We start from the raw sequence: 15,791 nt of genomic DNA on the forward strand, positions 1-15,791 counted from the left end.
GATGGGTGTGTAGCTCAGTTGGGAGAGCGTCGCCCTTACAAGGCGAATGTCGGGAGTTCGAACCTCTCCACACCCACCATCTATTCTTACTTGAAAATTCTCTTATAAGTATCTGATCTTAAATAGCTTTTACTTTCCTATAGTCTCATCACATTTGTGACCACGCTGTGACCAAGCTTTTCTTTATTTTTTGATGTGACCACAGTGTGACCGATCCGTGTCTTATTTTGATAATTCAAATTTTTGTGACCCTTTTTCAAAGGCATTTTTTGTGTGATTTTGAAGTTCGTACTAACAAGTCACAAATTCCCTAGTTCCTCTTTTGCAGTACCTTGTTTGACCTCGTTGGCTTTCTCTTCCTCTCAGTTAACTTTAAGCTTGGGTTGCTTTGTGTTCTCGCCAGATCTTGTGAGAGCAGATTTCTATTTGAATGGGCTGTGGCATGACTTTAGTTTGATTGGTGCTATTGAAGGCGCTGAGGACGATTTACGTGCGCTGATAGGAGGTGCTAAGGGTTCTACCCATGAGTGAACCTGTCATTACTATGTCATTACCCTAGGCGACCAACTCCATCTTTATCTAAGAATGATTTCTAGCGAACAATCAAAGTGTTCTCTAGGGTAGAATTCATTATAAATAAGTAATGGGTGTAGAGATGGATTCTGTCATTCGATATATCAGTATACTGGAGCTTCTGCCGATTGCGCCTAAGCCAAGTCTTTCAACAAAGGACATACTCGAAAAGTTAGAGCATAAAGGCTTTTCAGTAAATCCCCGTAGCTTGCAACGAGACCTTGTTGCTTTAGCAAAATACTATCCAATCATCTGTAATGACAAAGTTCGTCCGCATAGGTGGCGCTTTTCTGAAGACTATAAGGGAAGTTTTGCTGCGATGGATGTATCTTCTGCCGTGAGTACAATTCTAGTAAACGAATATCTGCTAAGCATAATGCCAGCTTCACTTTTATCTCAGCTATCCCCGCAATTGAATCGCGCGAAGAGTTTTCTTCAATCTCATTCTGATAGCACTTATTTCAATTGGTTGGAAAAAGTCAAAATAGTTCCCGATGGCAAGGTGCTTATGCCTGCGCAAATTGAGTCAGGTGTATGGGCAACTGTGTGCGAAGCGATCATGTCAAACAAGGCATTAGATGTAGAGTACTACAGTCGTTCAAGAGACAAAGTTCATTTAGGTGTGTTCCACCCTTACGGGTTAATCATTCGAAAAAGCGCCACATACGTTCTGGGGTCTTATAACGATTATGAGAATGTTTGGCAGTATGCTCTGCATCGTTTCAGAAGTGTGAAGCTATCTTCGTCTGACTTTCGACCTAATCCAAGTTTTTCGCTTCAGTGTTACATAGACGATGGCGAGCCTGGTTTTAAGTATTCTGACGAATCACTCCATCTTGTGGCCTTGATTGACAAAGGACTAGCGAAAAGACTTGAGGAGACAAAATTGAGTGATACTCAGACCATACTGGAAACTGATTCTGAGGAGTGGTTGCTGCTTCGAGCTGTAATTCCTGATGATAGGGATATGCGCTCTTGGTTGCTTAGCCAAGGGGCTAGCTTAATTGTGCGTGAACCTGTATCTCTAAGGGATGAGTTACTGGAAGAGGTTGCATCTATTCAAGCGTTGTCTATCAGCTTAAATGGGCTAGGTCTTAAAATTAAATAGAGATCATTGTTTGTTTTTGTGAAAATTGTAGCATTATGTAAATAGGCGACATTTATAAGCCATTATGTTTTTCTTCTTTGCTAGAACTGTGTAAATTCTAATCAGAATCAATTAGTTGTCGCTGGTAGCGGTATTGATAATGTTTGGAGGATGAATGGTAGAGGCTGTATGCAGGATTAACGTAAAACTTAAAGATGTCACGTTTGATAAGAAGCGAAATGCGATTGTTTTCAGCAATATCATTAAAAGTGGTAATAAATCAGTAGACCTAATAGGTCGACTAGCACGCTTACTTGCAAAAGCTGCGAACGGTAAGGGATCTCCTGTAGAAGATCGTAAGAAGAAAGCGGGCTTTAAGCTCGATGCAAGAAAGTTTTCAGTCGCTGCGCTTGAAGATCATATTCAAATAAATTACGACTTTTCAGGTAGCTCTCCTGATCTTATTCAGCCTGTAAAAGAGATTGTCTATGATGTTTTAACCCTGCATTTCAACGGAATAACCAAATCAATCAAGCAACTTAATGAAGTTGACCAACCTGCGTCAGATTCCTATCAGGCATCAGGCTTTTCAAATATTCAAGATGTGTTCGAAATTATTAAAATTCTTTATGAGATTGCTGAGTATCAAGGTGTTAAAGAATTTGATGTCCAAGTAGAGGGGCGTGGGGAACATCATAAAATAGGAATACTTAGCCCACCTGAAAAACCGGATTTTAAGCCTGACGACGAAGAGATCTCATTCCTAGAGTATGAAGTTAGTGATACCCATAAGAAATTGCCGAGCATAGAAGTTGTTCCTAAAAGTGGCAAAGGCAAAAAAGTTGTGCTCGTTAACGCTGAGCAATATTCTGAATTGGAGAGAGGTCAGGCTTTTTCGATTGATACCTATGTGCCGTATGATTTTACCGTTAAGCAGATTTCTGAGAAACAGTATGAATTAATAAGCTTCTCGCTTAGCAGTGTTCAAATGGAAATCGAGCATTGACCATACACCCTCTACTAAACAAAGCTCTTAAGAATAGCGAGCCAGAATTTGCAAATGTAAAGCTTCAAAGGATCGGCAGAGAGCTTCTTGGTTTTTATCTTGTAAGCTCTGGGAGTGCTAATACAAATACTATTTTAGATGAAGCTGCTATTTTAAGGGTCACGGACTTTCAAGCAACGCTAGAAGAAGGAAGGAAGCTCTGTAAACGCAAGATGAGTCAATTACCGATTCTTGCTTTTCTGTCTTTAGATTTTAAAAAACTCCCTAACGTCATTGATCACGTAGTCTTTCACAAGCTCCAAGCATCTATTTTCTATGCCTTGATATCAAGTGAGGTAAATTTTAGTTTTGTCACGGTTGCTGAGGCCGCTGATAACATTCGACTAATTTTTTCGCAAAGAGCCAACAGCTCAAAAATAAAGCAAATCCCTAATGAGCTTTCAGTAGTAAAGACGCTTGAGTACCTCTGTAATGAAATTACAGGGCAATACACTGTCTCTCAGGCCTATTTGAAAATGGTTCGCGATGGTTGGAATCTATGCTCAAGTTATAAAGAAGAGTTGCCTGTAAAAGATAAAACAAGGATACGAACAAGGCGGCATGATCCTAGTGTAAAAGGGCTAGTTAATGTCGCGCCTTTCCCTTTTGCAGAAAACGATTTAGATATCGAAGATTCGATTGATGTCGACATCATCGAGTTAGACAAAGACGCGATTAGCCCATCAGTTAAAGCAGAACGTGAACTATTTAGAAATCGGATTCTCACAGCTAAAGAGCAATTTGGTCTTGCATTTGTTACTTACCGATTGACGCCTCTTGAACTCAGTAAAGCAATCGAATGGATCAATAACGTACAGCCTACTGCTAGCTCAGCACTCGGATTTTTAACCATCTTAACGACTTTAAAATTGCACGAAGTCCTCGGGCTCCATATTGCTAAGTCAGTGAATGACATCTACTCATTTAAGCAGTTGGATGACTGCTACGGCATTATTGATCTTGAATCGGGAATTTATTGGCGAAAAGAGTTGGATATTGCGGATCGCTTCGAGCCTACTGAAGCAGATCTAAAATGGCTGTTACCACACACTGAATGGCTGGCTCTGCCAATACCAAAGCAGTTTTTGAACTTGCTGAGAGAGTTTTTTAAGAATTATCAAGCCGGGGCAATCGATCAAATATTACCTGACGAAGTTATACAGAATGCAGGAGATTTATTAACGAAAGCATGTCGTCAGATCGTGTACTTCGGTGGCTTAAATAGACGTCTTAGTAAAAAGGTACTCCGTTATTTGCTTTACGGGTGTGTGGCCTCAAAGTACGGCCGACATAAGGCTTCACTTATCTTCGCTAATAACGAATTTGGTTTATCGACATGGCATTACTATATGTCCGATACGGCTTACCATTTGCAGTCGGCATTCATGAATACCTGTACCGAATCTTTAGGCCTTGATTTTGACCATCAAATAGCTCTTGCCGAAGGTAATTCGGTTATAGGCTCTAAGTTAGCGATCAATAAAACAGTCTTTTCAGAGCGTTTGGCTGAAAGACTGGAATCCTTAAATGTATCCCTCCGAAGCGTCAGAAAGAGTAGATCTCTTGATGCTTTGCGTGAAATTTATAATCAGCTCGTCTCTTACACCGTTTTGATGTTTTGTGCAGTCACTAGCCACCGCAGAAACAAAAGCATGTTTATTGAGCATTATTGCTGGAATGAGGATTACACCAGTGTACTGATAGCCGACAAAATCCATTTTGGTGAGAGTGCTACCCGCATCATCCCAGTGCCGGAATTAATGACGAAGCAGATCAACAATACTCTTGGTTGGATTGAGCAAATCATTAAGAGGGTTAAATTGCTCGATAAAAAAATGGCCGTGAAGCTCAACGCATCCATTCACCGAGATAGTAATGCTTCTTTTCTAGGGCTGTGGTTGGAACATGGGGAATTAGTGGCACCGAGCACTTCACAAGTTGAAGTGTTTTTGGGAGAAGACTGGACTTTACCACAGAATGCAGTGCGTCATCTTTCCTATCACACGCTATTTGCTTTTGAAGACGCTGTTCCATTCCTGGACCATCAAATGGGGCATATTTCTACTGATATGCATTCGTTTCAAAATACCTCTGTAATGAAGTATGACGGCCCTGAAGTTGAAATACATCGAAATGTCATCTCGAGATGCCTTGAAGAGTTGGGTTTTAGCCTGCTAGGGCGCACAAGCTTTTCTCACTCAAAAATGTACAACAAAGGGCAGTTTGTCCCGAGGTCTATTCAGAAAAAGTCTCACAATCAATCGAAGAGTTCTGAGCAAATATTACAGTCTGATTTGAAGTCTTTGTTAAACAAGGCGATCAAGACAGATGCAGACTTGTACGAGTTGTTGTTAGAGCATTACAGGGGTGACCCATACTTGCATGAACAAGCATTGTTATTGCTTAAAAAGCTGGAACTAAGCAATGGCGAGCAGACAGAAATAGACTGTGATGCATTACATTCCGCACTCGGTGATTATTTTAAAAAATCTCCTGTAGCTAAGGTGGTCTTGCCATACGACGTGATGTTCAGTGAGCGAAACTACACGCAGATGAGTGCGACTTTTTATGATTTTGCGGAAGCATTGATCATTCACTTTAAGAATGTTTCTCCTGACACCTTAAGTAATCTTTTGTTGTTTTCAATGATACTGGACGGCACAGGGAGTCTATCCCCAGAAAAGCTTCGTAAAGCAGTGACTATCGACTCAGTTAAGTACTTGAATGGTTATCTAACTGCGAAGATGGATAAGGGGGAAATAGTTTTCTTTGGGGGGCTATCTGCGTTGCTTCTATCGATGTTAGTAAAGAGGGCTAAATCCCAGAATATTTGCCTAAATCCAATAAAGTTAGAGCCCTTAATGAATGATAGTTGCCCAGAAATTGAGCTCGATAAATCAATAGCTAAAGGCTTTGCAAAACTATCAGCGTTGTTTCGGCAGGTGCATGATAAAAAAATGACCTTTAGTAAGCTTTATCAACTGATTGATCACGCGCCGAAGCGAACTGAAGCTGGTGCTCTTTATGGGCTGCGCCAAGGAACCCTCAAAGTAAAAGGCCTTTCTGAGCACACCTTATTAAGATTGTTGGATCGTAAGCATCGTTACATCATGCCATCTAGTGATGAAGCCACGTTGAGCGTTATTGCAGAGCGCTCCTTCTTTAAAGCAAAGCCACGTTCAAACGATTACTTTAAGGAGTTCATGGCAGACTTTCGTAATAAGTTTGTTAAGTACCCTGGTACCTCACAAGATAAAATTACCCGCTTTTGGCAGGAATTGATATCGTTACAGACATCTAAAAAACTTTCTGACTTGGTAAAGGCGTCCCAAGAGCTACCGGAAATTATTGTCCTTGTTCTAACGTGGTTATTTGAAATTTCTGGGCGAAAAGGTCAGCGCTATGGTGGCTTAGCCACTTCCTCCATTCAAACGTATTTTTCTAAGCTAGTTCCTCGTCTTTTTCAATTTGCTGCAAACCAGTCTTTGACGACCTTCGGCTACGAAGACTTTTCGGACCTTTATCAAGACATCATTGATGCAGGAGACATTGAGAATCGTGCTGAAAGAGCGAAGATATTGGCTCGTTTTCATTCAGTCATTCAAGGCTATTTTGGTGTTATTAAATTTGATTTTCGAGACTTGGATGTTGAGGCAAATGACGAGGGCCTGACTGGCCGAATCATCATGCCATGGGAATATGAACAAGCGCTCTCGCTATTGCTATCTGATGAAGATATGAGCCCAGAAGAGCAGTTTACAAATGCAGCAGTTTTAATACTCTGCTGCCGTCTAGGGTTAAGACGAGAAGAAATAAGACGTTTGAAGCTAAGAGATTTCTCAATTGAAGATCGCGTTTTGTATGTTAGGACTCATCGGATTTTAGAAGAGACTGTTCGGGTAAAATCTAAAAGCGGAAACCGTCGAATACCATACGCCTTGTTTTTTAACGCACAAGAATTGCAAATACTTGAATCATGTATTGAGAGAGCAAAAGCACAAAAAAATAAGTCTATTCCGCTCTTTTTTGATCCAATCAACTCAAAACAAATCCGACAAATGGATAGTCACTTCAGTCGAGTGATTGAAGCGTTAAGGTTAGTGACAGGTGACCCTGATATACGGCTGCATGACGGACGGCATACTCATATCAGTTTTACTTCTTCGGCCTTAGTTCTGGAGGATCAGCAAAGTGATGCGATAGCAAAAGTTATTAAAGAATGGATTCGTATAGATAAATTCTCTAATTTCCAAAAGCAATTTATGGAAACAACTGTCGCAACACCTACTACACGCCATGCTTTGCTTCCGGCATTGGCTCTTATGGTAGGGCATTCAAATGCTGCAACCACTTTGTCTTCGTATACTCATTTTCTGGAATACTGGCGATGGCAGTCTGTCGAAATGGACTTTAAGAAAGTTAAAACAATGGATGGCACACTTTCAGCACTCGCCAAGATCAACCGAAAACGCCTGACCGAGATCAAAAGTGAATGGGGGCTGTCTGCGAGCTATGCAGTCTTAAAGAGAATTCATGATGGGAAGAAGGATGTAACAGTGGCTGCAGTGAACGAGTTTAAGATCGAAGAGTTCGATAAAAAACCGATTTTGAGCTCAAGAGAAACTGACAAGGTTATGCCTGTAATAAACCAAATCCAAAATGCCGAACGAGCACTTAGGTACATTGAAGATGCCGAGAAACAGAGTAGATGTGCTCCTAGCGGGAACACCATTCAGCCATCAGACCTTCAATACGGGCTTACAGAGTATTATGTTTCGCAAATTAGGCAAGCCTACCAAACAGTGCTTACGGACGATGTTGCCTATCGAGCATATAAAATATCTTCGAACGAAGAAGGTGTGGATTTCATCGGACAGTCTCGTCTTTATGAAGCGCGTAATTATTTCAAAGAACCTGCATTTTACCAGCTGTTGACGCATTTGATTCGAATGAAACAATCGAACCTGGAAGTGTTCTCAGAGCTTGAAAAGGTTTGGGCACAAGCTTGGTACGACAGCAAAAAGAAGCTTTATATTCCGCTCTCACAAGCTGATCAAGTAAAAGACACTTTCTCTGTATGCAAGATGAACTTATATCTAGGGGATGAAAGAATCAATCGACGTTTGGGTGGTGTCGTATATGATTCAGTGCCAGTAGTAAGGCTAGAGGTAAACAACGAACTTGTGTCAATCCCACAGTTTAGTCACGCGATGTTTTTACTACAGTTGATTGAGAATTTATCTTCGCTATCGAAGAGCTAAGAGATTGCCCAATTTCGAGGTGTCATAGCGACACACTCTGTCGCTATTCACCCTTAGTCTTCCTATGTCCACGAAGGACATCAGTGACAGCCAGGTAATAATCGTGCTCGTCACTCCACTAATCATCGTTTTTAAGAAAGGATAACAGGATGAGTATTCGTAAGTTTGCACTAATCGGCACTACATTTTTGTCAGCGTCAGTCTTTGCTCAAGGTGGCTATGTTGGATTGTCAGTAGGTCAATCTGATTTAGGTGTATCAGGCGCTGAAGACGATACCTCTTATGGAATCGTTGCTGGCTACCAAGTGAATGACAACCTTAGCGTCGAAGCGGGTTACACCATGTACGGTGATTTCGAGTACACGGATTTTTCTGAGTATTCTGAGGATCTACAAGGTCTTAACCTTAATGTGGTGGGTAGTTTTCCAATTAATGAAACTGTCAGCCTGTTTGCGAAAGGTGGCTTTCTGTTTTGGACATCTGATCTGACGTACAACGGTCAAAATATTGCGAACACAAATGATGGTACTGACCTGCTTCTAGGTGTTGGTATTCAAGCCAAATTGACGCCAAACTTTAGCTTAACTGGCGAATATCAACGAGCAGACATTGATCAAGTGGATTTGTCTAATTTCTCTGTTGGTGCACGTTACCACTTCTAAAATTGCTTTGTCAGGTTTCCCTTAATTTGCCGCTTACTAATGTGAGCGGCTTTTTTATAATTGAGAGCAGCTTTTAAAAGTACTTTATGCTCTCAAATCACTGAATTCCAAGGTTCTTCCATAGTTAATCTTTGCTGCCATGATGAGTTTGTGTAAGCTCGTTGACGGATTGTATACATAACGCGTAGGGACACAACATGGGTGCTAAGCACGACACCTTATTTCGCACATTGGCGATGTTACAAATCATACCGAAAGAGCCTAGATACAAAGCCACTTCGACGATTCATGCCGCATTAGAAGAAAAAGGCTTTCAGGTTTCTTTACGGACCATTCAGCGTGACCTGAGCTCGATGTCATCTCACTTGCCTTTGATATGTCATGAAGGTGATGGTGAGCACCGTTGGAGTCTGTCATCTAGTTTCAATGATTCAAGGTTGGGATTAGACACACCTACAGCACTTACTTTGGTGTTAGCGCACGAATATCTTTCTGGACTATTACCACAAATCGCTGTTGACCAAATCTCGTCACAATTCAAAGCTGCCCAGCAGTATCTAAGCGCTTTACCTTCCAATCATTATTCCGGTTGGGCCAATCGTGTTAAAGCAATACCCAATGGCAAAACCCTAATACCAGCACAAATCAAAGAGGGCATTTGGGAGGCGGTATCGGAGGCTGTGCTTGAAGAATATGCCATTGAAGTTATGTATCTAAGTCGAAAACATAACGAGCCCAAAAGCTACGCACTGCATCCGCAAGCCATCGTTGTTCGCCATAGTGTCAGTTATCTTTTAGCAATCGTAAAAGACTACGACGATATACTCCAATTTGCGTTACATCGAATTCAAAAAGTTGAGCGCTCAGATAAACAGTTTCGACCGCTTAAAGGGTTTGATTTAACCGACTATATAGAGCAGGGCGGCTTTAACTATCGGCAATCGTCAGGGCCGACTGTGCTTAAAGCACGAGTTAGAGTTGAGATTGCTTGGTTACTGTCTGAAACGCCTTTAAGCGAAGATCAAAATTTGAAACCAGAAGAGGATGGGTGGTTTCAGCTGACTGCCACGGTTCCAGATGACCAGCAAACACTTTGGTGGATACAAGGATATGGCGCAGCAATTGACGTATATGAGCCGCAAGCATGGCGCGAACATATTCACCAGCAGGCAAGGGAAGTGTTGGGTTTGAATTAGCCTGCCTGTCATAGGCATAACGACATATGATGTCGCGCTAACTTTATATGATGGCAGTTAGAAAATTACTGTGAATCAATGCGATGGAAGAATGGTTCCATCGCATTCAGATAGGGATAAATAATAGATGTCGGTTCAAGTCGCTACCTGTACGGTAGACCAGCTAATTTCACAGCACTTAATAGAGAATGGCTTAAAAGAAAGCAATACAATTGTTTGCAGTGAAGGCCAACCAATTACAGGAATGCTTTCAATTCCAGAATATCAACGGCCTTACTGTTGGCAGAGCCTGCAACTTAAAAGTTTATTGGAAGACATTGAGTCTCATAGGTTGCTGAACTCAGAGCAGCCTTATTACCTGGGAAGCTTAATTCTGCATCAAGAGAAGCTTAGCAATGGCATAAGCCGACTCAACATCATTGATGGTCAGCAACGGGTAACGACATTAAGCTTGATGGCTGTTTTATTGAATCCTTCATTAGGTGCATCATATGGTCTGTCCTTCGATAACCCTGTTAGCCAGCAGCAAATCAAACGTAACCTAAAATGGTTGCAAGAACACTTAGATGAGCTGAAGGGTTGCATCGCCTTAGAGAAGTTACAGTTCACGTTAGTCGTGACTCAGTCCGAAGATGATGCGTATCGCTTTTTTGAAACACAAAATACTGGCGGTGTTCGTCTTGGTGGTCCCGATATCATCAAAGCCCATCACCTTCGTGCGGTTGATAAAACCTTCCAAACGACGTTTGCTCAAAAATGGGAAGGCTTAGGTGAGTTAGATGGCATCATCAGTGCTTTGCTGAAAGGTCGTTTCTGGCAACAAATGAATGCTCGCGAGCTGCCTTCGTACCAACAGACGAAGCTAGTTAAAGACACGATTGTTAAAGAGTTGGCGCAAGATACAGGAGCGTCAAAAGAGGATATCTCCTACGGGCGTATTCGTCGTGTACAGGGGCTTTCAGGTGAGATTAGCCAGCAAATTAGCCAACAAGGCTATGATGTACGCCAACCTCTTAATGCAGGAATCAACTCGATTCACTACTTAAGCTATTTTCAAGAGCTGTCACACCGTTACTGGGAAAATCCAGATTTGCCGCATTTGGCGAGTTATCAAGCGTTTATTACTTGGCTAAAAAATCTTGATGGCTGCGGTTACCTCGAAGGTTTGTACCAAGCCTGCCTACTTTTATACATCAGCCAGTTTGGTGAAGATCAACTAGACGACGTTGCGAAAAAGCTATTTCGTGTTGTTTATTCACGCCGAGTCAGCAACCAAAAGGCAGTGCGTGAGAATTCCATTTCTTCGTTTGTAAAAGAAACGCCTGTTTTAGATTGGATAGCACTTAGCTACACCCCTGATCAATGCTGCAAGCTATTAGATCGTTTTGAGCTCAGAGTCGACCCCAGCAATATAAAAGGAAACAGTGTTAAAAAACGCTTTATGGACAAGGTAAACAATGAGTTTGGTTTAAGCCTAAACGATGAGCAATACGAAAAAGAATTTGCCGCAGCATTAACGCGTAAAGTGACAGGGAGTAGTTTATGAGCACGGGTATCATTCAGCCAAATCAAGTCAACACAGAGCTGCTAACACTTAAGAAAGTAAACAGCAGAAAAATGGGCTTCATTATCCCGAGTTACCAACGTCCATATGTGTGGAGCGAAGACGATGTCAAAAAGTTATTCGATGACATCAAAGAGGCTTACTTAAATAATGAGCCGCATTATTTTATTGGTAGTGTGCTGTCTGCGATTCGCCCAGTAAACGGCACAGATACCTATGAACTCATTGATGGTCAGCAGCGGACGACGACCCTGATGCTGGTTTCGATTGCGTTTAAAAACGTGGGCATCGAATCGCCATTAGCTGACGTCTCACTGCTAGACGCTCAACCTCGATTAAATTTTGAGATACGTCCAGCTGTTCGTAATTTACTAGGAAGTAAAGCTGGAATTGAGACGCTAAGCCGTCCAGGTGATGATGCCATCGATAATGACCCGTATTTGAAGCACCTAAGCGCTAATCTCAAGGTACTTACAGACCTAGTCCAAACATTTCAAGAACAGCTACAGACCCATTCAGTTTTAAGTATTGAGGGCTTCGCGGAATACGTATTTAAGCAAGTAGGCTGGGTCAATAATATCGTCCCAGAGACGATGGACCTTAACCGTTTGTTTGCAAGCATGAACACTGCAGGTATTCAGCTAGAGCCGGTTGACCTTCTTAAAGCTAAGCTGTTGAAAGTCATCAAAACGGACAAAGTGTTGTACAGCCGCATTTGGGAAGCGTGCGAGCACACCGAGAACTATTTTGAGCGGAACTTGAGACAGCTTTTTTCTGATGCGAATTGGAATGCTATTGAGTATGGCATGTTAAAATCCTTTTCTTCAGAGCTTTTTAACTTGGCAAACTCAGCGGAGCTAGAGGGAACGTCAAGCAAAGATTCGACAGCAAAAACACTTCAAGAGTTGTTTGATGATCTGTCTGAAACTATGCAAGCAAATGAAGGAGGCTCATCAAGTAAGAAAAACGAAGAGCCGGAGCTAGACGATGAAACCGTTTACTGCCGTTCTATCATCAGCTTTGAATTACTACTGATCCATACACTTAGAATTTTTTTTGCCAGAAAAGGTTGGGAAGACCTTGAACCGCGTATCAAAGCGGGCAACTTGATGCAGTGTTTCAAGCCTTTGGTTACTCTTGATGAGAGCACTATTAAAGAGTTTATTGAGCTACTTTGGCAAGTGCGCTATCAGTTTGACACTTGGGTGGTGAAATGGGTTGAACACGATGATCAAAATGACCCGCAGCTTCGATTAACGTCTATCAGTCGCTCCCTCAGCAGTGGCAAGTACTACATCAACAGAACGGCGCGAGAGCTTAGCGCATTGGTGCAGTTACAAGCAGTGCGAAACTTTACTGGCGACCGTTCTGCTCACTATTGGTTAGGGGCACTGTTACAAGAATTGGTTGAAACACCAGATATGTCTTACGAGCAAGTGTTAGAGACTTTAGAGCGTATCGATAACCAATTGTCCTTGACTACGGAAACACAGAAAGAAGCCACATATAAGTTACTTCAAGGTCAGTTGCCAATGGTGGCACAATGGTCTGATCAAGCCGGTTATTTTGAACTGTCTCATGGCACCAGCTTTGAGCATTATTGGTTCCAAAAAATCGAATACCTGCTTTGGAAGCAAGGCGATAAAACGAACGATGAAAGGCTGAAACGCTACCGTATTACATCGAAAAACTCGGTAGAGCACGTTCACCCGCAAAACGAAGAGTATCAGAATAAGCTGGATAACAAGGTGTTGAACGCTTTCGGTAACTTGGTATTACTAAGCCCTGGTGAAAACTCATCGTACAGTAATCAAACGGTTGGTAAGAAAAAAGCCGATTTTGATGTTAAGCCTCGTTACGATTCCTTAAAATTAAGAGAAATTTTTAAACTCTACGCACAGTCCAATAACCAATGGACAGAACGAGAAATCGCTGAACATCAGGCGCAAATGCAAGCCCTACTAAAACAGCATTATACGAATTCATGATTTAAACCGTACTTCAACAGTACGCCATACGGATAAAAGAAACAGACTCATGGCTAAAGCACCCGCAAAGAAACCGACCACAAAAAAGAAAAATACCAAAGGTTTTGAAGAAACCCTATGGGATACCGCGAACCAGTTACGTGGCAGTGTCGAATCTTCAGAGTACAAACACGTTGTACTGAGCTTAGTGTTCCTGAAGTTTATCAGCGATAAATTTGAAGCCAAGCGCGAGCAACTGCAAAGCACCGGTATGGAAGCTTTTGTTGATATGCCGGAGTTTTACCAGCAGGACAATATCTACTTCCTGCCAGAAGCGGCGCGTTGGTCTTATGTCAAAGTACGCGCTAAGCAAGATGATATTGCCGTGGTCATCGATACCGCCTTAGCAACCATTGAAAAGAACAACCCAAGTCTAAAAGGCGCTTTGCCGGACAACTACTTCTCCCGTATGAACCTTGAGGTTAAACGCCTTGCATCTTTGATTGATACGGTCGAGAACATCAATACCCTAGCGCAGGAATGCGAAGAAGGTACCAGTGAAGAAGACTTAATCGGTCGTGTATACGAATACTTCCTCGGTCGTTTTGCTGCGAACGAAGGCAAAGGCGGTGGTGAATTATGTCGCCTAAATCCGTTGTTACCTTGCTTGCTCAAATGCTCGAACCTTACCAAGGTAAAGTCTACGACCCATGCTGTGGTTCCGGAGGTATGTTCGTACAAAGTTTGAAGTTTATTCAAAGCCACCAAGGCAAAAGCAAAGACATTGCCATTTACGGTCAAGAACTGACGACGACCACCTACAAACTGGCGAAGATGAACCTCGCCATTCGTGGCTTAACCGGTAACTTAGGCGAACGCCCAGCGGATACTTTCCATGATGATCAGCATAAAGATTTAAAAGCCGATTACATCATGGCTAACCCGCCGTTTAACCTGAAAAACTGGCGTAACGATGCCGAACTCACCGATGATGCGCGCTTTGCGGGCTTTACTACGCCACCGACTGGCAACGCCAACTACGCGTGGATTTTGCATATGCTGTCTAAGCTAAGTAAAGACGGCACCGCAGGGTTTGTCTTGGCGAACGGTTCCATGAGTTCCAACACCAGTGGTGAAGGGGAGATCCGTGCCAAGTTGGTTAAAGATGACCGCATCGAATGTATGATCGCATTGCCGGGGCAACTCTTCTTTACCACGCAGATTCCGGTGTGCTTGTGGTTTATGTCGAAAAACAAAGGTGCAAACTCGAAGTTTGGCTATCGAGATCGCAGCGGTGAAACCCTGTTTATCGACGCCCGTGAAATGGGCACCATGGTCAGCCGTGTGAATAAAGAGCTGACTTTTGATGATATCGCCAAAATCGCCGATACCTTCCACGCGTGGCGCAGTGATGAAGCCGAAATCAAACGTCGCCTAGACGCCAAAGAGATCAGCGTTGAGCAATACGAAGATCAAGCCGGTTTCTGCAAAGTGGCGACCATTGAAGAAATTGAAGCCAATGACTTTGTACTAACACCGGGGCGCTATGTAGGTGCCGCGGATTTAAAAGATGATGGCATCCCGTTCGAAGTTAAAATGTCTGAATTAACCCAAACCTTATATCGCCAATTGGATGAAGCCGAAGCGCTGGATAAAGCGATTCGTGCCAATATGGAGGCATTGGGTTATGGGGAGTGATTTTTACTTTAGTCCACTAAGTTATTTTTTATCAGAAAAGCCTCGAAATGGGCTATACAAGGGTAAAGAGTTTCAAACCTCCAAAGGTAACCGCTGGATAAAAATGAGTGAGTTATATTCATTGGATTTTTTAGCCGACGAAGAGACAACTGAACGTCTAGTAGTAACAGAAAGTGAATCCCTGCGTTTTTCGTGCGCCGAAGGTGATTTGCTTTTTGGTAGAACGTCTTTAACTCTTGAAGGTGTTGGTGATTGCCTATTAGTAAAAAAAATAAAAGATAGTCCAGTATTTGAATCAAATTTGTTTAGGTTGAAATTTGATAAGTGCAAAGCCTATCCATTATTTTTCTATTATTACTTTAAGTCTATTAATGGACGGCAGGTTATACAAAGAATTGCTAAGGATACTACGAACAAGTCAGATAATTTCGCTCTGACTTGTTCTGTGCACCAACCACACTTCAAACATGCCTTTTAATCGCGATTTTTTCGCTATTTCGGAGCTTTGAGCGCCCCAACTCATCGTTCAGGCGGATTACCCCCGTGCAGAACGAATCATCTGATCCACTCGTAACAAGTTTCCAAGCGCAAACAGCACGGCAAGTTTGTTGTCATTTTTAGGCAGACCTCTGTAGATGGCTTTGCGAAAACCAAATTGGCATTTCAGTATTCTAAACGGGTGCTCGACTTTCGCTCGGATACTCGCCTTTAAGTATTCCGTTCGGATCATCTGCTTGT

The 15,791-nt window shown here is 42.3% G+C and carries 10 protein-coding genes, 1 tRNA gene and 1 pseudogene; 11 read left to right on the top strand and 1 reads right to left on the bottom strand.

What is annotated here, in order from left to right:
• Window positions 1-3 precede the first annotated feature (3 nt).
• The 11 genes from ASC49_RS19275 (at window position 4) to ASC49_RS19325 (ending at window position 15,531) form a co-directional block, all read left to right on the top strand.
• A tRNA-Val gene (locus tag ASC49_RS19275) sits at window positions 4-79 on the top strand.
• 576 nt (window positions 80-655) lie between these two features.
• Window positions 656-1,681, top strand: coding sequence for a helix-turn-helix transcriptional regulator (locus tag ASC49_RS19285; RefSeq protein ID WP_162265225.1), 1,026 nt, complete (start codon window positions 656-658; stop codon window positions 1,679-1,681).
• 154 nt (window positions 1,682-1,835) lie between these two features.
• Window positions 1,836-2,666 (top strand): hypothetical protein, encoded by an 831-nt coding sequence (locus tag ASC49_RS19290; RefSeq protein ID WP_055464846.1) that lies wholly within the window; start codon window positions 1,836-1,838, stop codon window positions 2,664-2,666.
• Window positions 2,663-7,966 carry a site-specific integrase gene (locus tag ASC49_RS19295; protein WP_055464847.1) on the top strand — a complete coding sequence of 1,768 codons (5,304 nt, stop codon included), beginning with the start codon at window positions 2,663-2,665 and terminating at the stop codon, window positions 7,964-7,966. The genes ASC49_RS19290 and ASC49_RS19295 overlap by 4 nt, the downstream gene beginning before the upstream one ends.
• Window positions 7,967-8,115: 149 nt before the next feature.
• Entirely contained in the window at window positions 8,116-8,628 is a 513-nt protein-coding gene (locus ASC49_RS19300) for a porin family protein (protein WP_055464848.1), read from the top strand.
• A gap of 197 nt (window positions 8,629-8,825) precedes the next feature.
• Window positions 8,826-9,824 (top strand): helix-turn-helix transcriptional regulator, encoded by a 999-nt coding sequence (locus ASC49_RS19305; protein ID WP_055464849.1) that lies wholly within the window; start codon window positions 8,826-8,828, stop codon window positions 9,822-9,824.
• 127 nt (window positions 9,825-9,951) lie between these two features.
• Entirely contained in the window at window positions 9,952-11,370 is a 1,419-nt protein-coding gene (locus tag ASC49_RS19310) for a DUF262 domain-containing protein (RefSeq protein WP_055464850.1), read from the top strand.
• On the top strand, window positions 11,367-13,376 hold the full coding sequence (locus ASC49_RS19315; RefSeq protein WP_055464851.1) for a DUF262 domain-containing protein: 2,010 nt from the start codon (window positions 11,367-11,369) through the stop codon (window positions 13,374-13,376). Before ASC49_RS19310 ends, ASC49_RS19315 begins: the two co-directional genes overlap by 4 nt.
• A 49-nt stretch (window positions 13,377-13,425) precedes the next feature.
• Window positions 13,426-14,103, top strand: coding sequence for a type I restriction-modification system subunit M N-terminal domain-containing protein (locus ASC49_RS20145; RefSeq protein WP_245624790.1), 678 nt, complete (start codon window positions 13,426-13,428; stop codon window positions 14,101-14,103).
• Window positions 13,995-15,053, top strand: a complete 1,059-nt coding sequence (locus ASC49_RS19320) for an N-6 DNA methylase (protein WP_245624792.1) — start codon at window positions 13,995-13,997, stop codon at window positions 15,051-15,053. Before ASC49_RS20145 ends, ASC49_RS19320 begins: the two co-directional genes overlap by 109 nt.
• Entirely contained in the window at window positions 15,043-15,531 is a 489-nt protein-coding gene (locus tag ASC49_RS19325; RefSeq protein ID WP_055464852.1) for a restriction endonuclease subunit S domain-containing protein, read from the top strand. The genes ASC49_RS19320 and ASC49_RS19325 overlap by 11 nt, the downstream gene beginning before the upstream one ends.
• 57 nt (window positions 15,532-15,588) lie before the next feature.
• Here the strand turns inward: ASC49_RS19325 and ASC49_RS19330 are convergent.
• A pseudogene (locus ASC49_RS19330) lies at window positions 15,589-15,791 on the bottom strand (IS5/IS1182 family transposase); the annotation flags it as partial.

This window comes from Marinomonas fungiae (genome assembly GCF_001418205.1).
Taxonomy (GTDB): domain Bacteria; phylum Pseudomonadota; class Gammaproteobacteria; order Pseudomonadales; family Marinomonadaceae; genus Marinomonas; species Marinomonas fungiae.

Excerpts from the sequence above, each read along its gene's own strand:
- ASC49_RS19300 (WP_055464848.1), top strand. The coding sequence starts at position 8,116 with ATGAGTATTCGTAAGTTTGCACTAATCGGCACTACATTTTTGTCAGCG.
- ASC49_RS20145 (WP_245624790.1), top strand. The coding sequence starts at position 13,426 with ATGGCTAAAGCACCCGCAAAGAAACCGACCACAAAAAAGAAAAATACC.
- ASC49_RS19315 (WP_055464851.1), top strand. The coding sequence starts at position 11,367 with ATGAGCACGGGTATCATTCAGCCAAATCAAGTCAACACAGAGCTGCTA.
- ASC49_RS19310 (WP_055464850.1), top strand. The coding sequence starts at position 9,952 with ATGTCGGTTCAAGTCGCTACCTGTACGGTAGACCAGCTAATTTCACAG.
- ASC49_RS19305 (WP_055464849.1), top strand. The coding sequence starts at position 8,826 with ATGGGTGCTAAGCACGACACCTTATTTCGCACATTGGCGATGTTACAA.
- ASC49_RS19325 (WP_055464852.1), top strand. The coding sequence starts at position 15,043 with ATGGGGAGTGATTTTTACTTTAGTCCACTAAGTTATTTTTTATCAGAA.
- ASC49_RS19290 (WP_055464846.1), top strand. The coding sequence starts at position 1,836 with ATGGTAGAGGCTGTATGCAGGATTAACGTAAAACTTAAAGATGTCACG.
- ASC49_RS19320 (WP_245624792.1), top strand. The coding sequence starts at position 13,995 with ATGTCGCCTAAATCCGTTGTTACCTTGCTTGCTCAAATGCTCGAACCT.
- ASC49_RS19285 (WP_162265225.1), top strand. The coding sequence starts at position 656 with ATGGATTCTGTCATTCGATATATCAGTATACTGGAGCTTCTGCCGATT.